We start from the raw sequence: 23379 nt of genomic DNA on the forward strand, positions 1-23379 counted from the left end.
TGGCGCTGGACTAAACAAAGGCCCCCTTTTAGGGGGCTCACACAAAGCCACCTTCTTTAGAAGGTGGTAATTTACATTTGGTCATATTTAAGTAGTAATACTAATGACAGTAAACTATCTTAATAAAAGGCATTTCTTCATTGCGCATTTTGCATAAAATTTGTCTAGAATTGTCAGCAAGTGTTTGTTGGAATTAGTATTACTTACTATAATAAGTGATAAAGATACTCAAAGAGGGCAACTATGACTAAGTCTGAACTGATTGAAAGACTCTGCGCTGAGCAAACACACTTATCAGCGAAAGAGGTAGAGGATGCTGTAAAAGATATTTTAGAGCACATGGCCTCTACACTAGAGAGCGGTGACCGTATCGAGATCCGTGGCTTTGGTAGTTTTTCTCTTCATTACCGCGAGCCTCGCGTAGGTCGTAACCCTAAAACGGGCGATAAAGTGGAATTGGAAGGTAAATACGTTCCACATTTCAAACCTGGTAAAGAACTTCGTGAGCGTGTAAATATTGGTTAATGCACTCTTATTAGTTTGAAAAAAGCGGCATACGTTTGTGTATGCCGCTTTTTTGTAATGTATCCAAGTTAGTCATACATCTAAGATCGTTTACTAATCTAATTGTGGATTCAGCTGTTTTCTATACCCAAATAACTTTAACTTCTAAGCATGTCTACAAACTAAGCATCTTGAGGTTACTTGGGTATAGATTATTGCTAATATACGTAGTCTGAAGAAGCATTTTCCTGCATAATCTTACCGACTTACTCCTAGAAGGGTGATGTAACATGAAAATTATAAAAATCGTTGCTGTTTTAGCTCTCTTTTTAATTGCATTGGCGTTAGGTTCCCAAAACCAAGAGCTCGTGACTTTTAACTATCTTCTAGCAAAAGGAGAGTTCCACTTATCTACGCTATTAGGTGTAGTATTTGTGGTTGGCTTTGCTTTAGCGTGGGTTATCTTTGGTAGCATCCAACTGAAAACTCAGCTACAGGTCCGTCGTTTAAAGAAAAAACTGAAAAAGTACGAACCAACTGAATCAAACAACGCTGCTGATAAGCCAGCCATTGAAAAACAGGCATAAGGATAAGGCTTAACTTTAATGCTTGAACTACTCTTCTTGTTGTTGCCTATAGCTGCTGCGTATGGCTGGTATATGGGGCATCGCAGCGCTCAGCAAGACAAGCAGAAGCAATCTCATCAAATCTCTCGTCAGTATATGACGGGTCTTAATCTGCTGCTCTCTGACCAATCAGATAAGGCTGTCGATCACTTTATTGAATTGCTCCAAGTTGATAACGAGACCATCGATACTCACCTTGCGTTGGGTAACCTGTTCCGGTCTCGTGGTGAAGTCGACCGCGCAATCAGAATTCACCAAAATCTTATTTCTCGTTCAGGCTTAACACTGGACCAAAAGAACCTCGCCCTTCAACAGTTAGCGAAAGACTACATGGTCTCAGGTTTTCTTGATCGTGCAGAGAAAATCTTCGAACAGTTAGTCGAAGAGCCAGATTACAAAGAGGCGGCTCTTCAACAATTAGTGACCATTTATCAGCAAACACGAGAATGGGAAAAGGCGATTTATTACGCGAACCAATTGGCTAAGTTAGGTAATAAACGCTCAAGGATGCGTGCAAATATTGCCCATTTTTGGTGTGAAATAGCCATGCTCGACCAAGCTGATGGGAATACTAATAAGGCAATACAGCATTTTAAAAAAGCGTTAGCGGAAGACCCGAAGTGTGTTCGAGCAAGTATTGCTTTGGGACGAATTTACCTAGAGTCTGAAGACTATAAGCACACCATCAAATATCTGACGGGGGTACTTGAGCAAGATAAAGACTTTATCAGTGATGTCTTGCCAACTATTGCAGAATGCTATCATCATCTGGGTCAGGAAGATGAACTTGTCGAGTTTCTGAGAGCTTGTATTGATAAGAAAGCAGGCGTATCAGCCGAGTTGATGTTGGCTCAATTAGTTGCTCATCACGAGAACGTTGGGGCTGCTCAAGAGTTACTGACGAAACAATTGCTGAAAAACCCAACCATGAAGGGCTTCTACCGTTTAATTGACTACCACATTGCAGAAGCAGAAGATGGTCGAGCGAAAGACAGCCTATCAACACTACAAGCGATGGTGGGTGAACAGTTAAAAGTGAAACCGCATTACCGATGCCGGAAGTGTGGATTTTCTACCCATTCCCTTTATTGGCATTGTCCGTCCTGTAAAGGATGGGGGACGATCAAGCCAATCCGCGGATTGGATGGTGAATAATTCTTAATGCAGCTGGCAGAGTTTCTGTCCGCTGCATTTTTTTAACTTTTTATTGAATAAGAACCAAAACAGTTAGGAGATGAAATGATCGACCAAAAAGTTATTGTCGCACTGGATTATGATAACCAAGCAGATGCACTTGCGTTTGTAGATAGAATTGATCCTGCGTCATGCCGACTAAAAGTTGGCAAGGAGATGTTTACGCTATTTGGTCCTGATTTTGTACGTGAACTCCATAAACGTGGTTTCTCTGTATTCCTAGATTTAAAATTTCACGATATTCCAAACACCTGCTCGAAAGCAGTTCGCGCTGCGGCTGAAATGGGTGTATGGATGGTGAACGTACACGCGAGCGGTGGTGAGCGTATGATGACGGCATCACGTGAAATTCTTGAACCATATGGTAAAGATCGTCCACTTCTTATCGGTGTAACGGTACTAACCAGTATGGAACAAAGTGATTTAGCTGGTATTGGTTTGAATGTTGCGCCTCAGGAGCAAGTTATTCGTCTAGCAACCTTGACCAAAAACGCAGGTTTAGATGGCGTGGTATGTTCAGCGCAAGAGTCCTCACTACTGAAGAGCGAACTAGGCCAAGAATTTAAATTAGTGACCCCTGGTATTCGACCTGCTGGTTCAGAACAAGGTGACCAACGCCGTATCATGACGCCAGTAGACGCTATCCAATCAGGTTCAGATTATCTTGTGATTGGTCGCCCTATCACTCAAGCGTCAAATCCTGCAGAAGTGCTGAAGTCGATCAATGAGAGCTTATCTAACATGTAAGCACTGTCTCGATTGTATGGAGAAAAGTGAGGCTAAGATGCCTCACTTTTTATATCGAATGAAAATACTAATCGCGGTAAACAACCATTCCTTTTAACCAGCTATGTCTGATCATTTACTTGCTTTAACTGGTATATCGGGGCCAATTGAGATAAAGGTTCTGCGGTTTATTCTGAGTAAAGTAGGGCTTGGTACTATGCCGATCACACTTTTGTAACATAACTCACTGTGATGCCTCGAAAATGCAACCATGTGTTATTGATGGCTTGCGTTACAAATGTCTAAAGAATACTATGGCGAAGATGCATTCACTGCGTTGTAAGGTCTAGGATGACCTAGTGAAACTCTTTGAAATTAATATAGAAGCTGGCAGGACGTCACTTCATATTACGTTCCTATTATTTCCTATCTGCGTATTTTAAATCGCAGCTTTCTGTGAGCTTTCACACGCTGTCTTCCTTGTTACGACCTTAGTGCGCAAACACAACAAGGAAGAAACATGACTAAAAAACTGCCATTTTCAGTACTAGCAACACTGACCGCTGCCAGTTTTCAACTGAGTGCGGCAGAATTGCCAGCTGATATCGAATGGATTTCAAACAACAACGAACCTCTATTTGCCTCTGAAGAAGCGGTACGAGGTGGCACCTATCGCACTTACATTCAGAGCTTTCCGCAAACATTACGAAGTGTTGGTCCAGATGCGAACTCAGGTTTGCGCCAATACTTAATGGATGGTTCACCAAAACTGGCTCAGCGTCATCCAAATACTGGCAAATGGATCCCTCAACTTGCTAAGTCATGGGCATTTGGAGAGGACAACAAAACCGTATTCTTTAAACTCGACGAAACGGCCGAGTGGTCAGATGGTGAAAAAATTACAGCAGATGATTACGTCTTTATGATGAAGTACTACACGTCAAAAGACATTATCGACCCGTGGTATAACGACTTCTTCACAAACAGTATTGTGAGTGTTGAAAAAATTGATGACTACACGATCAAAGTCAATCTTGCTGTAGCTCAAAGTCATGACTCACTTATGGTTATGATTAACATGCCAAGTAATGGTTTTCAGCCTCGTCCTGAACACTTCTTTGAAGGAGAAAAGGACGCAAATAACGATGGCATGCCTGATAATTTCGTCAGAAAGTTTAACTTTAAATCTGAGCCAACCGCAGCGCCTTACTACATTGATCAAGTGAAGAAAGGTAAGAGCGTGACATTCAAACATGTCGGTGAAGATTGGTGGGGATACAACAACCGCTACTATAAAAACCGTTATAACGTTGAAAAGGTTCGCATTAAGGTGATTCGCGATCCTGATATTGCCATGAAGCACTTTGAGAAAGGCAACTTAGACTACTTTGAGATGGTGCTACCAAGCTTTTGGCATGACAAAACCAATAGTGATGTGTACAAAAAAGGCTATATCCAAAAGTACTGGGGCTTTAACGAAGCACCGCAAGGAGCTGGTGGTCTTTGGATGAACACAGCGATGCCGATGTTGGATAACCTAGAAGTGCGTAAAGGTGTTATGGCAGCCACTGACTATGACGGCATGATTGAAAACATCATGCGTGGAGATTATTCACGTAAACCGCATGGACTCGGCTTTGGTCATGGCGAATACGATGATCCTAACAATACACCGCCAAAGTTTGATGCTGATGCGGCGGTTAAACACTTCGAAAAAGCGGGCTTTGACAAAGTGGGCGCAGATGGTATTCGTATTAACGACAAGGGCCAACGCTTGAGCTTTGCTATCACCTATGGATACAACTCTTGGACACCGCGTATTGCATACCTGAAAGAGCAAGCGAAACTTGCTGGTCTTGAGTTCACGTTAAACTTGGTGGATGGCTCATCTGCGTTTAAATACATTCTTGAGAAAAAGCATCAGCTAGCGTTTTTGAATATGGGCTCTGGTGAGATCCCTGCGTATTGGGAATACCTACACTCGGATAATGCAAATCGACCACAAACGAATGCTCACACCAACTACAGCAGCCCTGAGCTAGACAAGTTAATTGAAGCGTATGATTCTGAGTTTGATCAGGAGAAGCGTTACGACTTGTCGCATCAAATCCAAAACTATGTCAGCAAAGCGAATATCATCGTTCCTGGCTACATGGTGCCTTATTCTCGAGTTGCTCATTGGCGCTGGGTTAAAATTCCTAAAAACGGCATGACAAAAGCGACAGAATGGGTGCTTCATCCAATGGATATCGGTAATTTCTGGATTGATAACCAAGTAAAAGAAGAGACAGAAGAAGCGATGGACGAAGGTAAAACCTTCCCAGAACTAACGGTAATTGATGATCGTTACAAATTGTAAATCAGTAGTTTAGATAGAAAATGATAGCCCCGGTAATGAATTTTATCGGGGCTTTTTTTTACTTAATAAGGTAAGACGCTTCTAAAAGGTAGGTTTTTGCATCACCAAGCAAAGAGAACGCTTTATCGATGGTTTTAAATCGATCATCAAGCGAGTCGCTGGATATCAGCTGGCTGAATGTTTGCAACGAGAAAGCTTCGTTTGCTTTGAAGAACTGATGTACGTTTTCAAGCTGCACTTTATGAATATGCTCCACCTTATTTAGGGCGGTGGTTAAATCGGAAATGTTAATCGACATTGCTACTCGGGAACCTTATCAACAAGACCTATATGAGGTCATAGAGTGGGGTTTTATATTTTGTGACAGAGAGTAGCACCGAAGAGCAATTTATAGTCTGATGAAGATCAATTTGCCTTATTTAAGCATCTGTAACGTGGCACTAGACGTGTACCTAGAGTTGGTACAAGTTACAACGCTTGAATATAGGCTAGGGTTCAACCTAATCAAAAGTAAAAGCCAAGTCCGACTAAAAGCCCTTGAGAAGCCGTATCATATTCAAATACCTCTTCATTTTTGTAATCGACCCAGGTCGACTTGTAAGCTAAGTTGAGATCAGACCATTCGTTAAAGCTATAACGAACACCAGTTTGAATGGCATAAGTGAAGTGAGTATCGTTGCCAAGTCCGGCGTCGATGCTGGCATGAAATCGCCAGTTTTCGCTCAATTCATCAATGAGTCGCAAGCCAACTAAAAAATCGACCCAATCTTCTTGTAATGACAGTCTATCTTCTAGTACCCGGTTGTCATTACGATACAGCTTGCCGGTGATGTCATTGTCCCACCAACGTAATCCAAACATATAATCCAGTTTACCAAATGAATATTGTTCGCGTTGGAATGCCTTTGCTTCTAGAACACCTTGCCGTATTTCGATGTCCGCACGATAACGAGCGTTAGGCAGAGCGCCCTTGATATTATTAACATCACCACTTAAGTTCATGAAACTATAATCTATGTAGTAGCCCCACTTACTTTGGTAAATACTCTCGAATCGCAACATCGCCCCAATATCGAGGTGGTCTACGATGAACTTAGGATCGACATCCACCTCTGATGAAAAGCGACCAATACTGGTATCCCCGTGGATATTCAGTCCTAGCATGTACACTTCTATGCTATTTCGCCAACGAGATTCTTGTGTCTCGGCTGAGAGCGCTACTGATGTAGGTAATACAAGAATGAGTGAGGAGAGTGATAGCAGGTTACATGGTTTCATCCAATTTCCTTTTCGGCTTTTCGTCAGCTTTCAGCTTAGTAGAAGTCGCTACACTCTGCATAAAAAAGGGAAGCAACTTGCTTCCCTGTAATTAACATTGACTTAGAGTTGTTTGGCAATGTCTGAGGTTAGGCTTTCTAAGCCTATGGATAAAGCGTTGACGAGCGCTTCATAGCCCTCATCTTGAAGCGGCTGTGAGATTTGTATTGGCGCACTGTTTTCGACCTTACCTTCGGCATTAATGAGCAACCATTCTCCCTCAATTTCGATATTACCTTTGTAGCTGCCATTAAATTTATTTAACGTAAGCTGTAGTTTGGCTTCACCGCTTTGATCCAACAGATTATTCATTTCAGTCGGCCAGTAATGACTTTGCTTTTGACGTAGTTCCGCGACAACTCTCTGAGTGATTTGCTCAGAAATACTGTGCGCCCATTGATTGTGTTTTGCCTGAATAACTTGGGTCTCAGAGGTTCGATAAACAATGCCATTATCATTCAAATAACTCGCCAATGTCACTGGACGAACAACTAAAGTTGGGCGCTGAGCGATATCAGAAGAGCTCAGCGTCACTGGTTCCGCCTTAGGTAGAAGGTACATAGCTCCTTTAGTTTGCGGAGCGCTACTGCAACCCGTTAGACCGACAAATAGCGCGATAGACAGAAAGAATACTCGTTTCATTAGTTTTTGCCTTTAACTGGTATTGGGTCACTGATTTCATCTTCTCCAAACACGAGAGAGTTTGGCTTTTCGTTTAGCTGTTTAAGTACGGGTTTAAACTCTGTCATTACGCTTTCTAATTCTTTTAGCGTGGCTTCCATTTCGCTGTACATGGTTGAGTTGGGCCCATAACCATCGAGTGTTTTTTGTAATTGCTGTAAGCTTTGGCGAATATCTGTTGGGATCTCTTGCGTCTCTTTTTGATTCAAAAGTTTATCAATACTGTCCGCCACGCGTTCTGCTGAAGCTAACGTTTTTTCGGACGTTTTTAACGTTGAATTGAGAGAATCTAGCGTTTCTTCCATCGGTAAGTTATTAATCTTATTTAGGAAGTCGTTCACTTGGCGCTGAACCTGCGCAAAACCACCACGCATAGTTGGGAAAACATCTAAATCAGCAAACTTACTCGGTACGTAAGGCTCGTCATTTGGATAGAAGTCGGCGTCAACATATAGTGCGCCTGTTAATAAGTTACCTGTTTTTAAAGTACCACGTAGGCCTTTAGCAAACTCACTCTTCAATTTATCTTTTAACATTGGTAAAGATTGGGATTGGAAATCGCCATAAACACGGCCGAGCTCGATACGTACCAATACAGGAATTTTTTTCGCAGAAAAGTTCTCTTCTGGGGTTGGAAGTCGCATTGGTACACGCATCACAGTACCAATTCTCAAGCCTCGATATTCGACAGGTGCCTTACGTTTAAGTCCTCGTACCGATTCATCAAAAAGCATAACGAATTCAATATAATCATCGTACATGCCTTCTCGAAGTTGTTTAATATCATCGTACAAGCGGAAGTTGACCATATTTTCAGTGAGCTGTTCACCGGATTCAAGACCTGGAACGGTATCGAAGGTAACACCACCCGTTAGCATGCTCTCTAATGAGCCAAACTTGACTTCGAACCCTTCAGCATTGAGCTGTAAATCTACGCCAGAATTCAGCCAGAACTTGGTACGAGTGCGCACTAAGCTGTCATAAGGCTTGAAAATAAAGAGTTGGTATAACGCTTTGCGAGTGTCAACATCAAAGCTAGTTTTCTCTACACGACCAACCGTAAAGCCTTTATAAATGACGGGGTCACCAACGCCTAGCTTACCAGCCTCGCGGTGTGTTAACACAAGGCGTAACCCCTCTGCATCAGGAGAGGCCACTGGGGGAACATCTAAGACCGTAAAGCGCTCTTTCTCTATTTTAGATTTACCCGGCTGAAGTTGGATATAAGCGCCAGAGAGCAAGGTCTCTAAACCTGAAACGCCATCACGGCCAATACGAGGCTTCACCACCCAAAACATGGTGTCATCTCGCAGCATGCGTTCTGCATCCTTGTTCATTTGTGCCTTAGCGATGATGTGATCGTAATTTTCACTGAGAGTGACTTCAGTAATCAGTCCGACTTTTACATTCAATGCTCGGATTTCGGTTTTGCCAACCTCAATCCCATCTGCGGTTGGCAGTTGGAGAGTAATTTGTGGGCCTGTACTGTTGATATATTGGAACAGCATCCACGCTCCCATGGCTAGCGCAAGGATCGGGACAATCCATATCGCAGAAATCTGCTTTTGCGGTTTTATTTGAGCGGTTACGTTGTTCTCATCACTCATATTTGGCTTTCTCGTTTAAGTTGTCAGAAATCGGCTCCTGCACTTCGTTTTGTGGCAATTGCCACAACAAACGTGAGTCAAATATCATTGCAGAAAGCATAGTAAAAATGACCACTGCCGCGAAAGAGAGCGCAGCAGGACCTGGATAAATCGCCATTAAGTTTTGCAGCTGAACCAGTGCAACTAAGATCGCGACGACGAAGATATCGATCATGGACCAACGACCAATAAACTCAGTTATGCGGTAGATCTTTAAGCGTGAAATACTCTCTTCGTGCGGAAGATATCGCGCTTTTTGCGCATTGTAATACAGCCACGCGAGTGCCAGCATTTTCGCCATTGGAATAAATACGCTAGCAAAGAAAATTACCATCGCAATAGGGTAAGAACCTAAATGCCAAAGCAATATTACCCCCTCCATGATAGTTGAACCTTCTGCATGTCCAAGGCTTACGGTGTACATCATAGGGTAGAGGTTCGCAGGGATATAGAAAATGACTGAAGCAAACAAAAGCGCCCAAGCTTTTTGTAAATTGTCTGCGGGGTTGTATTTGTGAATAGGGCTTTTACAACGAATGCAGTGTTGGTGTTTTTTAGCTTCAATAGGGTTGAGCTGGTGACACGTATGACAACCAATATGGTTGTGGTTATGGTGCGTATCACCCTCTTTTACATCAGATAGCTCGATAGCTGGAATAAAGTGCCCCCAGAGCCAGCTTTTGTCGACCATTGATATGCATTTGACTACCAGAACGGTATATACACAAAACGCCCAGAATGAAGTGCCCATTCCTATGTCTGCGAGGGAAGCGATTTTAATTAAGCTGACCAACACGCCAATCAAAAAGACATCCACCATTAACCAGGGTTCGACTCGAAACAGAAGACGGCATAAAACTTTTGCCATTCGTTGCTGCTTTCTAGAGGGGGTATGTTTACGTGCTTTTAATGCTTCAAGGTGAAGAAAGAGAATGAGACCAACATAGATTGCAGGCAAAACGATAACTGTTGCGAGTAGCAGCACACCCAAAAGCACATTTTGAAACTCAGCCAGCATTTTGGCAGCGTGCAACAAGGTGATTTCTTGCGACAACCCTTGCACGCTGAACGACATAAAAGGAAAAGAAATGCTTAGCACTAACATGATCAAACATGCCGATGATATGGCGATCACGCTTTGGTAAGGCTTGGCATTCACTTTAGTCAGCGAATGCGAACATCGAGGACATTGTGCTTTTTGCCCCTGTTCGATATCGGGAATGCGAACAACAAGGCCGCACTCTTCGCATGAAATTAACTGACGGGAATTAGGTTGAATACTCATCGGGTAGGTTTTAGATTCATTTGCTTTAAGAATACTCTTTTTTCACTAGGCACGCTTGTTTTGATTCAGGAGTTTACGAGTTTCTTACTTTTGGCATTAGAGCATATGGGAAATCTAAGACATAAACGAAGTCACGTTTGGTACAAGATTTTACGGCGAAGATGAGTATGTTGGAAGTCGAAAATAATGTGATATTGCTTGTCTGTGGAGGGGGGTAATTACTTGTTTTTAAGGGTAAGTAACCCTGCCCAGATAATCTGAGCAGGGAAAAAGAGCATTTTATTTAAGGTGCTTAGTTGTACTTTACTTGACCGTTCCGCTCTTAAAGGCATTGGAGCCGACTTGCGTACCGTTGAGCGTTTTGCCGTAATAGCCTTGGTGCTGGTGATATTTCTCCGCGTTTGCGGTGACATTGCCTTTGAATCGAGGATCTTGTGGACGCTCATGGCTGTTGACGTATGCTGCGACATCCCAAGCTTCTTGCTCTGTCAGCTGGACACTTTTCCCAAGCGGCATGTTTTCGTAAATAAAATAGGCCGCTGTGTTAATCCGGTGCATACCTGCGCCCCAGTTATACGCATATTCGCCCCAAAGTGGTGGAATGTATGAGTGGCCGTTGGTGTCTTTGATGCCAGAACCGTCGGCGCGATGGCAAGTTTCACAGTTCTTTTCGTAGACCAGTGCGCCTCGCTCTATTGATGGTTCTTGCTCAGGGGCGTTGATTTTTGGGTAGCCACGCCCAGAGAGATTACCTCGCTTTTCAACTGGTAATGCTTGTGCGATGGCTTCGGGCAACGGAAAGTCTTTTGCTTTTCCACCAATTTGCAACGCTTTTGCGTCTAGCTCTGGAATGGGTTCATCCGCCATACCATGTTTGTCAAGCAAACCGCCCATCGCTAACCAGTAGGCGTAAGCACTAAGGGCAACAATTTCTGGCGAATCGTGAGCGGGCGCTTTACCGTTCATGGAATACTCGAAACAACCCTGGATACGGTCAGCATAGCTGTTTACGCGATCGTTTTTCTTACGATATGCCGGGTATGCCATGTAAGCTGCCCACAGTGGCGCAGCGTTTGCTTTTCGTCCTGCCTCCATATGGCAGTTCACACAGTTTTGTTCGTTGCCAACGTATTTTCCGCGCATTTGTTGTGAGTTAACAAAGAGCGAGTAACCGCGTTTTACTTGCTCACCAAATGCGGTGTTTGGGATTGTGCTGAGATCACGCGGTTTTAAGTATTCACCGTGCTTTTCTTTTTCTATCGCAGGTAGCTCTTTCTGGCGGTCCGGTAATGGAGCGTTAGCTAGTACGAGCGTAGAAATGAAAGGCAGTGCGAACAAAGAATAGAAACGTTTCATGACTGCTCCTAGTAACGTAATGAGGCAAAGTAGTAAGCAAGATTTTCGATCTCTTTGTCAGTGAGATTTTTTGCGATGGTCCCCATCATATTGAGCGGGTCGCCACTGCGAGTGCCGTTTTTCCATGCCATCAATTGCATTTTTAAGTAATCAGCATGTTGGCTTGCGAGGCGAGGGAACTTGTCGACGCCCATACCGCTGGCTCCATGACAAGTCGCGCAAGCTGGAATGTTTCTATCCCAATCGCCTTGGAAAATTAATTTACGATACGGGTTACGAATATCAGCTTGGTCGCCGCGTTGTTCTGGATTAGTGAACTCGTAGCTCGGGAGGTTAGCAAAGTACTCCATAACTTCCTTACGGTCTGCGGGATCGCTGAGTTCCTTCGCCATGCCTTGCATGACCACATTTTGGCGTTCGCCACTAAGGAATAGTTCGATTTGAGTGTTGAGGTAATTCGCGTTTAAACCAGCGATCATCGGCGCGATATTTGGCTGTCCCATGCCATCTTGGCCGTGACAACCGCTACATACGCTGGCTTTTTCCGGAATAGACGAGGCGCTTGCGCCCATAGTGGTTGCTAACAAACAGGCCACCACCACTGGAAGAATTTTTGACATGCTGACTCACTTTAATTTTTATTAATATGTCTAAGTGCTACTTGGTAGTCACTTGGACAATATTGTCGGCCTTGTCAATAATGAAAGGTATTGTGGATTTCCACATATTTAATAAGCGTAAATGGCCGTATTTGTTTTTATTGGTTGTTCTATAAGCGATAAAAACAAAGTGGTGAAGAGCTGCACAAATCGGCAGCTCTAAGTGGTAGAGACGTCTTAACGTGCGGCGTTACGCTTTGCGGATTTTGGCCGGCAGGGACTGACGTGCCGCCGCGCCCACGACCCAATCCAACAACACGCCTTTGCCTTCTCGAGTAGGGTCAATTAAGCCAATGTCGTTAATATTGACGCCATCTTGGCTGCGCGTTTTTACGGGTTGTTGTTTATCGCCGATCCAGTGCGAGCGTTGTCCTAGCTCGGTATGACCAAACCCATGTTCAAATCCGAGTGTGCCAGGGCGAATCCCGTTGACTATCATCGCAAGTGCTTTGGTGCTTGCAGGTGGTGTCTCGATAACAAACTCATCACCCGTTTTAATGCCTGCGCGCTCGGCATCGATTGGATGGATGTACACTGGGTTTACGCCTTTAATCGAGTTCAACCTTGGCGATAGATTGGATACCGCACTGTGAATGTTGGATTTAAAGTTCGTCAGGCTGAAAGGCCATTCTGAGCTTGGGAACTGGTCTTCCATTGGTGTGCCATCGGCCAGTTTTTGTGGATGCCATGTTGGGCAACCCGTGTAGAAATCACCGGTCATGGTGTTTCTTGCGCTGCCGACACGTTCATTCCATATCGCGACAGGTCGTGTCCATTTGTGCTTCATTTGCTCACCTTGATACGCTTCGGTTGCATTTTCAAAACGTCCGCCGCGAGCAAAAATAAACGCCACACGTTTCATCTCATCCGCTGTCAGCGTCTTCTGCATGGCTGGCATTAAACGCTCTAGGCCGGACCACGCAATGTCTTCTGCCGAAACTTCAGGCACCCCGCCTTTCACATAAGCCAAGTTTGCCGCGGAACGTAAGTAGAAATCTTCAGCGCTGTGGAGGGCGTGCCAATTCCCTTGCGCATCTTGAATCGCGTTGTCACCAAAGCCGCCTAGTTGCATTTTCTTGGCGACATCAATCAAAAAGTTTTCTAAGCAAATTGAACGCCCATCGGCGGTTTTCTCTGTTCGCGCTCCCACAATCGGCCAGCGAGCTGTGACGGTTTTCACCGGAACGTCGTGCCAAGGCGTTGCCATACCCCAGCTTTCGTAGGTGACCGTGTCCGGCACAATATAGTCCGACAATGCGGTGGTTTCGTTAATGAACGCATCAACAGACACAATCAAACCGAGTTGTTTTGGATCTTTAAGCTTGTCTTCCAGCAGCGCTTTCAAACCGGGTACACCATACATTGGGTTCGCTATGTGGTTGATCCACGCTTTTACGCGGTATGGATACCCATCAATAGCCGCAGATAGGTGCTCTGTCAGCAGTGGCGCGGCAAACGGATACCAAGGCGCGCGAGTTGGGTAAGGGGATTCACCTGCCTCAACGCGACGTTTGTATTCGCTGGTTTTATGGTAGGGGAATTTACTGCGCGACAAAAAGACGCCTTTCGGGCCGACTTTGCCAGCAAATTTGGTGAAGTCGTAACGAGGGCCCGCAGCGGAAGTTGGGTAGCCACCCGCTTTGGCCATCGCGCCGCCTTTCATATTTATGTTACCAATCAACGCATTGAGCATCATGATGGTAAACGAGTTATAGAACCCATTGGTGTGCATGTTGCCACCGTGGGTATCGACCACCGCTTTTGTTCCGTGACTGGTGAAGCGTTTTGCTAGTTCAACAATTTGTTCGACAGGGATTTCACATTGTTGGCTGTAGAACGCAAGGCTGTATTTGAACGCCTCTTCTTTGAGTCTATGTAGAGACGATTTTACGCGCACTTCGCCCGATGCAAGCGAAACCGTTTTATCGACAAACAGTGCCGCTTCCTCAGCTTGGGTATGAACACCAAATTCGCCGCTTTGCTCATCCACGATGACGTATGGGTCGGAGTCAGACAACGCTTCGCCCTCGAATGGCAGATTCAAGTCCGACGCGCGTAAAAACGTGCCGTTTCTCGGGTGCTGATTATCGCTTATCACGAGATGCGTAGCATTACACCAGTGCGCGGTGCCGGCTCGTTTCATCGCGTTTGCCCCCGGCTGCGCCAAGAAGGTTTTGTTGTAGCGTTGGTTTTCGATGATCCACTGGATCATGCCAAGCACGAGGGCAGAGTCGGTGCCCGGTTTGATTGGTATCCAGCGGTTGTTGTCACCGGCAGCCAAGCTCGATGAACCCGCAGGCAAACTTGGCGTGATGATGGAGTATTCCAAGCCACCTTCTGTTCGCGCATTGGCGAGTTGGCGCGCCTGACGCTTAAAAGGGTTGCCAGCTTGCGCAGGCGACATACCGATGAAGATGATGTATTCCGCATTATCAAAGTCTGGCTTCAAATGTGCGTTCTTATCTAAGTCGTTCATAAATGCGCCGCTGCCAGCACGAAATGCGTAGCCGCAGTAAGAGCCGTGATGCCCAAAGTTACGTGTACCATAGCTGTTGAACGCGAAGCGTTTAAATATGTCGTCTCGGCCTTCGTTGCCGGCGTTGGTCATTAACAGTTGGTTGGCTTTCGGCCCATATTCTGGGTTTTCAGGATCAACGGGCGTTGTTAAATCGCGAATGTCGCGTAAGCCATCAACATGGCCTTCACCAAATAAATCACCACCTTCTACGACTTCTTCTATCAATTGCTCGTAGCTGATCGGAATCCATTTTCCTTCGCCGCGTTTTCCAACTCGTTTCAGTGGCTGAGTAATGCGGTACGGGCTGTTGCGAATTTCTAACATCCCATTGCCACGTGCGCATGCTGTTGAACGACCGTCAAGGCCCGCTTCTCCTGCCAAACTTAAATAAGCATCTTTGACTGGCGTTTCGAACGGCATGTGTTGCTGATGAGAGAGTGGGTGATATGGGTTGCCAGTAATGCGCAAAATCTCGTCGCTGCGGTTATCAATGCGTACACGCAATCCGCACAGTGACCAACAACCAAAACACATCGATGGTGCAACGCGCTGATTTGGATTAGGGATTAGGTTGCCTTTGCTGTTGACCGTGTACTCTGGTTCAAGCGAGTTACCGTGGTGAATATCACGCGTTTTTTCTCCCGCAGTGCCTTCGAGCGCACCCTCGACCATGTGTTTGGTGGTGGTGGCGTAACCCGCAGCGAATGCGCCAAGCCCACCCACTGCAATGCCTGATTTCAAAAACTGACGGCGTTTGTTATCCATGATGAAATCCTCTTTGATTAGCGTTCAGTTAAGGTGAGTGATGAGGCTTTTACTTCGATCTTTTGTTTTGGCTGAACCAGCTCCGAACCGAGCAGTGCCAGTGCAAGCCATAATCCGAGCATGCCGATAATGCCTATCCAGCCATTTCCATCCATAGTGAGTTGGTATGGATACAGCCCTGCATCGAACTTGGCGATGGTTTGCACTTCCATGATGGTAAACCAGCGAATCAGCCATGCACTTGCCAGTGCGGCAGCAGACACAACACAGAGCCCTATGACGTGACGAAATCTGGCTGATGCGGACTTTTTGGTATCGCGCAAGAAGATGAAAGCGAGCAAAACACAACCTAAAACGACAAAAGTGATCAGGGCAATGTTGTGCATCCATTGTTCGCTAGAATAGAGCGAAAATGCGGAATTGTTGGATGCCCAAATCGGTAGGAGAATCAGCGTCAGAACGCCGCTCGTTACCAGTGACTTCTTGAGTAAATTGCTATCACCAGAAGTGAGGGCTTTCGATTGGCTAGGCAGCAGTAACCAAATCAGTAGAGAAAATCCGACCGCGCCCATAAATGCAGTGACAAACCAAAGAACCGGCGACGCGGGTTGGTGCCATAAAGAGCGCGATTTAACGACTGCAATTTCAGCGCCTGTGTAGACTGCAATGGTGATGCCTGATAGCACCGTGATAACAGATACCATAAGCATGACTCTACGAGAGAGCGCCCAGTCACCCAGTGACAGCTTTGAAATTAGAGGCAGTACTTTCCCTGGCTGATTACGTAAGTTGAACAGATCCTCGCGGAGATACAGCCATGCAGTCACTACCGCTAAACCTGAGAAAACAGGCAAGAAAAGCGATCCTAAAGACATCCATGACCACGGCGTGATGTGCGCGTAAAAATGCCATGCGCGTCCCGGTTGGTGTAAATCACCAGTTAACGCTAATGGCCCCACGATGGCGCCGATGGCCAGCGTCAGCACAAGCGCAGCGCGCAGTCTGTGGCTGGTGTGTTTTTCAAATAATAGGGCGATTAGGAATAAAATAGCAGCCGCATAAGCCGAACCGATGTAGAAGAAATACTGTACCGCCCACGGGAGCCAAGCCATCGCTTGAGGTTGGACTAACACTTCGGTGATGTTCATGCGTGCTCTCCTTGTGGGTCGTAAATAGCTGGCTGCCCGTCGATATGGCTGGTAAAGCGTTCATCCATGCCGATGTAAAACACGTGTGGCTTGGTCTCTTCATTGGGTTTTAGCACTTTGATGTCGTCTTGGTGCTTCGCAATTAAGCGGCGGACTTCGCTTGATGGATCATTCAAATCACCAATTACACGTGCACCGCCAACACAGGTTTCCACGCAGGCAGGCAATAGACCTTGTTCTAGACGGTGAGCACAGAAGGTACATTTATCTGCGGTGAGGGTGTCTTCATTGATAAAGCGAGCATCGTAAGGGCAAGCTTGTACACAATACGCACACGCTACGCAGCGACTGTTATCCACCATGACAATGCCATCTTCGCGCTGAAAGGTTGCTTGAACCGGACACACTGCCACGCAAGGCGGGTTGTCGCAGTGGTTACAAAGGCGCGGTAGCATAAAGGCTTTTGCTTCTCGCGTGGCTGTAGAGCCATCATCTAACGTAACTTCGTATTGCTTTACGGTGGTTCGGAATTGACCGATTGGCGCTTGGTTCTCGATGCTGCAACCCACAGTGCACGCTTGGCATCCGACACATTTACGCAAATCTATCACCATGGCATAACGCTTGCCGACTTGTCCTTTTCGGTCAGCGGACTGGTTATTTCGAATAATGTTTCCCGCAGTTGCCGTGCCAATGCCTGCGACTGGAATTAACGCGGCTCCGGCTGTGACCGCGCTGAGAAAGCGACGTTTGGTGGAATCCATAACTCACCTGCTTTTTTGTTGTATTTGAATTGACTGCTTCCATTGTGAGAAATGCACCGCGAGGCTTATATTGTGGATTTCCACATACCCAGATCAAACTTGATCTAAAACAAATGTGGTTTAGGGAAGGTAGCTGTTATTCTTGTCGTACTCTCTTGACGGAACGATTCGACTCATCATGAAAAAAGCACTGTGGCTTCAGCTTTGGATTCTTTGCTTAGTTGCCTTTGCATCTTTGGCTCACGGCGCAGTTTCTGAACAAGCAGATCTGCAAGGAATGCAAGAGCAAAAAGCAGAGCAGCCACAGGCCAAGCAAAAAGTCGAAGTGGGCGTGTTAGCGATACGCGGCCATCTTTATGCTGAGCAGAGATGGCAACCGACCATTGATTGGCTCAATCAGCAAATTTCCGATGTGCATTTTGTCCTTCATCCCCTTAACTTGGATGAAATGGGCGAAGCGGTGAAGTTTCAGAAGATAGATTTCATCTTAACCAACCCAGGTCAGGCAGTGCGATTGGGCAGGCAATACGCGCTGTCGTGGATGGCAACGCTAACCAGCAGAGCACCACAAAACTCGAATTACGGCATTGGTTCGGCGCTGGTGGTTCGAGCCAATTCAAGTTATCAAACGGTGCAAGATGTCTCAGGACGTCCCGTTGCGGCGGTATCAGAAAAAGCGTTTGGTGGTTATCTAACGATGCGCTATCAAATAGTCAAAATGGGGCTTAATCCAAACGATTTCTTTTCTGATGTCCGCTATCTTGGTTTTCCTATTGATGCCAACCTGTATCAATTACGTGATGGTAATGTGGAAGCGGCCGTCGTCCCCGCTTGTTTATTGGAACAGATGTTAAGTGAAGGGCTTTTACAACCGGGTAATTACCGAGTTTTAAATCAACAGCCGAACGAGCGCTCGTTATGCGCTGTTTCCACACCGCTTTATCCTAACTGGTCATTTGCCAAAACAGAGCGCGGCTCAGCTCAGATTGCCAAACAGATTGCGCAAGTATTGTTAGCGATGCCACCTGAACACCCTGCGGTTATTGCGGCAGGCGCGTCAGGTTGGACGTCCCCCGTCAGCTTGCTGAGCATCGACAAACTTTATCAGGCGTTGGATCTCCATCCGTTGCAACAACCTTGGTGGAGTGAGGCTCTACGCTGGCTGCGTAGTCATCAAGAATGGGCATGGGCGCTGTTCATGTTTGTGATTGTGTTGAACGCGTACCACTTTTGGCTTGAGTATCGATTTAGCAAGAGTAAGCAAGCGTTGGAGCAGACATCGTTACGATTAAAAGAGAAAAGTGAACAGTTAGAGCATTCACAAAGGGTCGCGATTGTCGGAGAAATCGGCACTAGTCTTGCTCATGAACTCAATCAGCCACTGGCAGCCATTCGCAACTATAGTGAAGGCGGTTTACTTCGCTTGGCCAAAAAGCGCCCTCATGAAGATATTGTCCCTGTACTTGAGAAAATACAGGGCCAAGTTGAAAGAGCCGATGCAATTATTCAGCGATTAAGAACGTTGATTCGTAAGCGCAGTGTCGACAAAACGTCGTGCGATCTTCAAGTACTCATTGATGACACGATTGAGTTACTCCATTTTCGAATGCAGAAGCAAAACATTTCTATTGTGGCCAGTACAGAAGGGAACATTCGTCCATTACTTGTCGATGCAGTTGGCGTACAACAGGTTTTAGTTAATGTGATCAGCAACGCGATTGATGCGTGTACTTTGTTCCAAGAGAAATATCACTCATCAGGTTATCAAGGTAAAATTGCCCTGCATTGCGATTACCAAATCAGTCAACTCTCTATTCGAGTGTTAGACAATGGTACAGGGTTGCAGCAAGAGAATCCGACTCAAGCGTTTGTGAGTAGAAAAGAAGAAGGGCTTGGGCTGGGGTTAGCCATTTGTCGCGATGTGATGGAAATGCATGGTGGCGAGTTTGTCATCAGCTCGATAGCACCACATGGTTGTTTGGTTGAGCTTGTGTTTCCATATCAAAACTAATCTGAACTAGGCATAGGAGCACTCAATGAGCAGCGGTGAAAAGCAGCTACCTGTTTTTGTAGTCGATGATGATGAATCGGTGCGTGACTCGCTCGCTTTTATGCTGGAAGAGCATGACTTCAACGTGACGACTTTAGCTGATGGGCAATCTTTTCTCGATAAAGTGAACATTCATCAGGCCGGATGCGTGATCCTTGATAGCCGAATGCCTAACCTTCGTGGTCAGCAAGTGCACCAAATTTTAAATCAAGTCAACAGCCCGTTAGCCGTTATTTATCTGACAGGGCATGGTGATGTCCCAATGGCGGTCGATGCATTACAAGCTGGGGCGGTCAATTTCTTCCAAAAACCAGTCAAAGGCGATGAACTGGCACGAGCCATTTTGCAGGGACAGGCGCAGTCTGCCACAAACCTCGATATGGCAGCGGCAAAATCGGCTTATGAATCGCTCACACCTAGAGAAAAAGACATTTTACGTTTGATCATTGAAGGAAAGCGCAATATTCGTATTGCTGACGAACTTTGCATAGCAATGCGAACGGTTGAAGTACACCGAGCCAATCTATTGAAGAAGTTCTCGGCAAAAACCGTCGCAGAGTTGGCATATATATATGGCAAGCTAGATTAAAGCTTAGCGAGTGAAGCCTCTTAAGGCTATTTAGAGGATACAACTTGAGCTTTATGACGACTCGCGTATTATCTTCTTCGTTCTTACTTTATCTGAATTCTTATGAGTTTGTTGACTAAACGACATCACACGCCACATAAGCGGGCAAAATGGCTACTGGCGATTATTGGCTGGGTGGTGGTTGTGTGTCTGATGCAAAATTCAGGTTTTGCATCGTCATGCTCTATGAAATATGAGACGGAATCGCCCGCGGTTTCACTTACTGATGAGCGTTCGAGCGTCAAGTCGATTGATACTAAAGAAACCAGCAAGTGCGAATTGTCTGAAAAGTTAATTCAGTTTTCTCAACATCAACTCGATGTATTTATTGTTGTTCTGTTTGTCGGTCTTTTTGCTTCGGCAATTTGGTTGTGCAGTGCCTATATTGGTGCGCAACATTGGACAGAACCGATAGGCCGTAAGTATCGAGTCCATCTGACTTTCTGTGTGTTCCGAGAATAAAAGCGTGCTTTCTGACCACTAGCGTCAGTTATTTAGCACCTTTGTCTTTATAACTAGGAATCACTATGAATCAAATTACTAAACTGACTCAGTTTGCGTCCATGTTTTTTATGACGCTTGCTTTGAGTTTGCTCTCTCTGAGTATTTCAGCTCAAACTACTGATACAGGTTGGCTAACCAACCCACAACATCCTCCAGTGCAAACGCGCTTTGTGCTCACTGGTCAACAAGACCTGCAAGCCAAAACAATCACTGGTTATCTGGACGTCAAGTTGGCTGGGGACTGGAAAACTTACTGGCGTTCACCTGGTGAGGGCGGCGTAGCACCATCTATTGATTGGCAAAATTCACAAAATTTATCCAAAGTGGATTGGCAATGGCCACACCCACAAAAATTCGAACTATTAGGTATCGAGACTCTTGGGTATAAAGGCGACACTTTGTTCCCCATGACGCTGCACGTCGAAGACATGTCCAAACCTGTCACGATTGATGCGGTACTGACACTTTCTTCTTGTACGACGATTTGTGTGCTGACCGACTATCAAATTCAATTGACGTTCTTGCCTTCTGATCTAAAAGTCGATGAAGACGTGATGTTCAGTTACGCTCAAGCAGTGAGTAACGTGCCGCAGCCATCGCCGTTTATTGATGTTACTCAGGCGAGTTGGGATGCGAACCAATCGAAACTACAAATCAAGCTACAGAACAGTCAGGGTTGGCAACAACCACAAGTGCTGGTGGATGGTGTCGATGAAGCAACGCGAGACTATAGCTTCAAGTTTGAAGGAATGCATCAAGAAGGAAACATCGTCACCGCGAGCTATATCGTTGATACTTGGCTGGGCGATGTGGGGTTAGATGGTCAGTCGCTGTTTGTGACCATCAAAGACACCAATTTACTAGCAGAAGAAACCACTCAAGCAACTGCTGAGGCAATAGTTGAACCGCTGCCGAGCACGTCTCTAACGAGTGTTTTTCTATTCGCGTTGCTCGGCGGTTTAATTCTTAACATCATGCCTTGCGTTCTTCCGGTTTTGGGGATGAAGCTAAGTAGTATTGTTGCCGCTCAAGGTATCGAGCGTCGTCAAATTCGCGCTCAGTTTGTTGCCTCGTCACTTGGTATATTAACGTCGTTCTGGATTCTCGCTGGTTTTATTTTGGTGCTTAAGCTAACAGGTAATGCCATTGGCTGGGGCGTGCAATTTCAAAGCCCTTGGTTCTTAGGTTTGATGGTGTTGGTCACCACTTTGTTTGGGGCCAATATGCTGGGGCTGTTTGAAATCCGTCTATCATCGGGTACCAATACATGGCTGGCCTCGAAAGGTGATAACTCCCTAGTTGGTCACTATGTTCAAGGTATGTTTGCCACATTGCTTGCGACGCCTTGCTCCGCGCCTTTTCTAGGAACTGCCGTGGCATTTGCCTTGGGTGCCGACGTATTAACGTTATTTGCAACTTTTACAGCATTAGCATTGGGTATGGCACTGCCTTGGCTCTTAGTCGCTGTGTTTCCAAATATCGCGCTGAAACTACCAAAGCCTGGCTCGTGGATGAATGTCGTTAAAATAGTGTTTGGCATAATGATGTTGGCAACCAGCGTTTGGCTACTTTCATTAATGGCAAATCATGTACCGATGTTATGGATTGCACTTATCGCTGTGGCTGCTTTTGTTGTAATGATGGCAAGAGTTAAGAAAGTGTATGGTGAGAAAGCGCTTGCTGTATCCGGAACTGCGTCATTAGTGTTGATAGCTGGTGGCCTGTTACTTGGTAGTGTCACTGCCGACCAATGGGCGACACCGCTTCCTGAGGACTTAGCGTGGCAGAAGCTTTCTAACTCGGCGATTGAAGATCACGTCAATAATGGGCGAGTGGTGTTTGTGGATGTCACTGCGGATTGGTGTGTCACGTGTAAAGCGAACAAGATCGGTGTGATCTGGCAAGATCCTGTCTACTCATTGCTGCAAAGCCCTAATGTAGCGACGTTAAAAGGGGATTGGACACATCCGGACGGCTCGGTAACTGACTTTTTACGAGCTCATGGGCGTTACGGTGTGCCGTTTAACATCGTCTATGGCCCGGCAGCGCCACAAGGTATCCCGTTACCTGTGATTCTGACTGATGATGTTGTTTTAAGTGCGGTGAAGCAAGCGAGTGGGGGAGCTATTCAATGAGTTCGACAAAGCGGCGTAGAACATTCCGATATTGGCTCGTTCAAATCGTACAGATGGTGCTCATTGTCACCGTCATTTCCATCGCGATGGATTGGTATCGCACTAAAGATATTCCTAAACAGGAGTCACCACCATTGAGCTCAGTCTTGAGCGATGGCGAACACTTCGATGCAATCGCGCAAAGTTATGAACAACCTGTCGTTGTTTATTTTTGGGCGACTTGGTGTCCCGCTTGTCAATTTGTAAGCCCAAGCGTGAGTTGGCTGAGTGATGACTACACCGTAGTTGGCGTTTCTGGATCGTCGGGACCGAATGAGCGTGTGGCGCAGTTTATGAGGGCAAAAGAATATCGTTTCGAAAACATAAACGATCCTTCAAGCGATATTATGCGCGAATGGAAAATTAGCGTGACCCCAACCATTTATGTTTTAAGAAATGGTGAAATTTCCTCTGTAACAACTGGCGTTACCACTCCGATAGGAATACTAGCGAGAATTTGGTTAGCTCGATAACG

At 45.7% G+C, this 23379-nt stretch carries 20 protein-coding genes; 10 read left to right on the top strand and 10 right to left on the bottom strand.

Going from position 1 to position 23379, the window contains the following annotated elements:
* Positions 1-243 precede the first annotated feature (243 nt).
* From ihfB to R7O03_RS21580, 5 genes are all read left to right on the top strand, one after another.
* A complete protein-coding gene (gene ihfB, locus R7O03_RS21560) occupies positions 244-525 on the top strand; it encodes an integration host factor subunit beta (protein ID WP_005385816.1) in 282 nt (93 codons plus the stop codon).
* Positions 526-794: 269 nt separating this feature from the next.
* Entirely contained in the window at positions 795-1091 is a 297-nt protein-coding gene (locus tag R7O03_RS21565) for a LapA family protein (protein WP_005376663.1), read from the top strand.
* A gap of 18 nt (positions 1092-1109) precedes the next feature.
* A complete protein-coding gene (gene lapB, locus R7O03_RS21570) occupies positions 1110-2285 on the top strand; it encodes a lipopolysaccharide assembly protein LapB (protein ID WP_005376665.1) in 1176 nt (391 codons plus the stop codon).
* An 84-nt stretch (positions 2286-2369) separates the two neighbouring features.
* Positions 2370-3071, top strand: a complete 702-nt coding sequence (gene pyrF / locus R7O03_RS21575) for an orotidine-5'-phosphate decarboxylase (protein WP_005376667.1) — start codon at positions 2370-2372, stop codon at positions 3069-3071.
* A gap of 499 nt (positions 3072-3570) precedes the next feature.
* Positions 3571-5409 carry an extracellular solute-binding protein gene (locus tag R7O03_RS21580; protein ID WP_005376669.1) on the top strand — a complete coding sequence of 613 codons (1839 nt, stop codon included), beginning with the start codon at positions 3571-3573 and terminating at the stop codon, positions 5407-5409.
* A gap of 58 nt (positions 5410-5467) precedes the next feature.
* On the opposite strand, the gene R7O03_RS21585 is transcribed toward R7O03_RS21580, so the two are convergent.
* The 10 genes from R7O03_RS21585 to dsrO form a co-directional block, all read right to left on the bottom strand.
* The gene (locus R7O03_RS21585; protein WP_005376679.1) at positions 5468-5707 is read right to left on the bottom strand and encodes a hypothetical protein; all 240 of its coding nucleotides are present in this window, start codon (positions 5705-5707) and stop codon (positions 5468-5470) included.
* A 206-nt stretch (positions 5708-5913) separates the two neighbouring features.
* Positions 5914-6687: a hypothetical protein gene (locus R7O03_RS21590; protein WP_031778929.1), complete on the bottom strand. Its 774-nt coding sequence runs from the start codon at positions 6685-6687 to the stop codon at positions 5914-5916.
* A 102-nt stretch (positions 6688-6789) separates the two neighbouring features.
* The gene (locus R7O03_RS21595) at positions 6790-7368 is read right to left on the bottom strand and encodes a membrane integrity-associated transporter subunit PqiC (protein ID WP_042523078.1); all 579 of its coding nucleotides are present in this window, start codon (positions 7366-7368) and stop codon (positions 6790-6792) included.
* Positions 7368-9014, bottom strand: a complete 1647-nt coding sequence (gene pqiB, locus R7O03_RS21600) for an intermembrane transport protein PqiB (protein WP_017821656.1) — start codon at positions 9012-9014, stop codon at positions 7368-7370. Before pqiB ends, R7O03_RS21595 begins: the two co-directional genes overlap by 1 nt.
* Entirely contained in the window at positions 9007-10338 is a 1332-nt protein-coding gene (locus tag R7O03_RS21605; protein ID WP_005385807.1) for a paraquat-inducible protein A, read from the bottom strand. The genes pqiB and R7O03_RS21605 overlap by 8 nt, the downstream gene beginning before the upstream one ends.
* A gap of 303 nt (positions 10339-10641) precedes the next feature.
* Entirely contained in the window at positions 10642-11694 is a 1053-nt protein-coding gene (locus R7O03_RS21610) for a c-type cytochrome (protein ID WP_318132012.1), read from the bottom strand.
* An 8-nt stretch (positions 11695-11702) separates the two neighbouring features.
* Positions 11703-12266 carry a c-type cytochrome gene (locus tag R7O03_RS21615; RefSeq protein WP_411977484.1) on the bottom strand — a complete coding sequence of 188 codons (564 nt, stop codon included), beginning with the start codon at positions 12264-12266 and terminating at the stop codon, positions 11703-11705.
* Positions 12267-12543: 277 nt separating this feature from the next.
* Positions 12544-15636: a tetrathionate reductase subunit A gene (locus tag R7O03_RS21620; RefSeq protein ID WP_318132014.1), complete on the bottom strand. Its 3093-nt coding sequence runs from the start codon at positions 15634-15636 to the stop codon at positions 12544-12546.
* 17 nt (positions 15637-15653) lie between these two features.
* On the bottom strand, positions 15654-16784 hold the full coding sequence (nrfD, locus tag R7O03_RS21625) for an NrfD/PsrC family molybdoenzyme membrane anchor subunit (protein ID WP_318132015.1): 1131 nt from the start codon (positions 16782-16784) through the stop codon (positions 15654-15656).
* Positions 16781-17548, bottom strand: coding sequence for a sulfate reduction electron transfer complex DsrMKJOP subunit DsrO (gene dsrO, locus R7O03_RS21630; protein ID WP_239945400.1), 768 nt, complete (start codon positions 17546-17548; stop codon positions 16781-16783). Before dsrO ends, nrfD begins: the two co-directional genes overlap by 4 nt.
* Before the next feature lie 178 nt (positions 17549-17726).
* Here dsrO and R7O03_RS21635 point away from each other — a divergent pair, with 178 nt between their 5' ends.
* From R7O03_RS21635 to R7O03_RS21655, 5 genes are all read left to right on the top strand, one after another.
* A complete protein-coding gene (locus R7O03_RS21635) occupies positions 17727-19559 on the top strand; it encodes a sensor histidine kinase (protein WP_318132016.1) in 1833 nt (610 codons plus the stop codon).
* Positions 19560-19584: 25 nt separating this feature from the next.
* Positions 19585-20187: a response regulator transcription factor gene (locus R7O03_RS21640; RefSeq protein WP_318072875.1), complete on the top strand. Its 603-nt coding sequence runs from the start codon at positions 19585-19587 to the stop codon at positions 20185-20187.
* Between the two features lie 102 nt (positions 20188-20289).
* Entirely contained in the window at positions 20290-20688 is a 399-nt protein-coding gene (locus R7O03_RS21645; RefSeq protein ID WP_033905718.1) for a hypothetical protein, read from the top strand.
* Positions 20689-20753: 65 nt separating this feature from the next.
* Positions 20754-22865 (top strand): protein-disulfide reductase DsbD family protein, encoded by a 2112-nt coding sequence (locus R7O03_RS21650; RefSeq protein ID WP_318072874.1) that lies wholly within the window; start codon positions 20754-20756, stop codon positions 22863-22865.
* Entirely contained in the window at positions 22862-23377 is a 516-nt protein-coding gene (locus R7O03_RS21655) for a protein disulfide oxidoreductase (protein WP_213893996.1), read from the top strand. The genes R7O03_RS21650 and R7O03_RS21655 overlap by 4 nt, the downstream gene beginning before the upstream one ends.
* Positions 23378-23379: the final 2 nt, after the last annotated feature.

It is taken from the genome of Vibrio sp. Vb2960 (assembly GCF_033337665.1).
GTDB lineage: Bacteria > Pseudomonadota > Gammaproteobacteria > Enterobacterales > Vibrionaceae > Vibrio > Vibrio alginolyticus.

Bases quoted from the DNA above. Each gene is read 5' to 3' on its own strand.
- ihfB (WP_005385816.1), top strand. From the start codon at position 244: ATGACTAAGTCTGAACTGATTGAAAGACTCTGCGCTGAGCAAACACAC.
- R7O03_RS21565 (WP_005376663.1), top strand. From the start codon at position 795: ATGAAAATTATAAAAATCGTTGCTGTTTTAGCTCTCTTTTTAATTGCA.
- lapB (WP_005376665.1), top strand. From the start codon at position 1,110: ATGCTTGAACTACTCTTCTTGTTGTTGCCTATAGCTGCTGCGTATGGC.
- pyrF (WP_005376667.1), top strand. From the start codon at position 2,370: ATGATCGACCAAAAAGTTATTGTCGCACTGGATTATGATAACCAAGCA.
- R7O03_RS21580 (WP_005376669.1), top strand. From the start codon at position 3,571: ATGACTAAAAAACTGCCATTTTCAGTACTAGCAACACTGACCGCTGCC.
- R7O03_RS21585 (WP_005376679.1), bottom strand. From the start codon at position 5,707: ATGTCGATTAACATTTCCGATTTAACCACCGCCCTAAATAAGGTGGAG.
- R7O03_RS21590 (WP_031778929.1), bottom strand. From the start codon at position 6,687: ATGAAACCATGTAACCTGCTATCACTCTCCTCACTCATTCTTGTATTA.
- R7O03_RS21595 (WP_042523078.1), bottom strand. From the start codon at position 7,368: ATGAAACGAGTATTCTTTCTGTCTATCGCGCTATTTGTCGGTCTAACG.
- pqiB (WP_017821656.1), bottom strand. From the start codon at position 9,014: ATGAGTGATGAGAACAACGTAACCGCTCAAATAAAACCGCAAAAGCAG.
- R7O03_RS21605 (WP_005385807.1), bottom strand. From the start codon at position 10,338: ATGAGTATTCAACCTAATTCCCGTCAGTTAATTTCATGCGAAGAGTGC.
- R7O03_RS21610 (WP_318132012.1), bottom strand. From the start codon at position 11,694: ATGAAACGTTTCTATTCTTTGTTCGCACTGCCTTTCATTTCTACGCTC.
- R7O03_RS21615 (WP_411977484.1), bottom strand. From the start codon at position 12,266: ATGGGCGCAAGCGCCTCGTCTATTCCGGAAAAAGCCAGCGTATGTAGC.
- R7O03_RS21620 (WP_318132014.1), bottom strand. From the start codon at position 15,636: ATGGATAACAAACGCCGTCAGTTTTTGAAATCAGGCATTGCAGTGGGT.
- nrfD (WP_318132015.1), bottom strand. From the start codon at position 16,784: ATGAACATCACCGAAGTGTTAGTCCAACCTCAAGCGATGGCTTGGCTC.
- dsrO (WP_239945400.1), bottom strand. From the start codon at position 17,548: ATGGATTCCACCAAACGTCGCTTTCTCAGCGCGGTCACAGCCGGAGCC.
- R7O03_RS21635 (WP_318132016.1), top strand. From the start codon at position 17,727: ATGAAAAAAGCACTGTGGCTTCAGCTTTGGATTCTTTGCTTAGTTGCC.
- R7O03_RS21640 (WP_318072875.1), top strand. From the start codon at position 19,585: ATGAGCAGCGGTGAAAAGCAGCTACCTGTTTTTGTAGTCGATGATGAT.
- R7O03_RS21645 (WP_033905718.1), top strand. From the start codon at position 20,290: ATGAGTTTGTTGACTAAACGACATCACACGCCACATAAGCGGGCAAAA.
- R7O03_RS21650 (WP_318072874.1), top strand. From the start codon at position 20,754: ATGAATCAAATTACTAAACTGACTCAGTTTGCGTCCATGTTTTTTATG.
- R7O03_RS21655 (WP_213893996.1), top strand. From the start codon at position 22,862: ATGAGTTCGACAAAGCGGCGTAGAACATTCCGATATTGGCTCGTTCAA.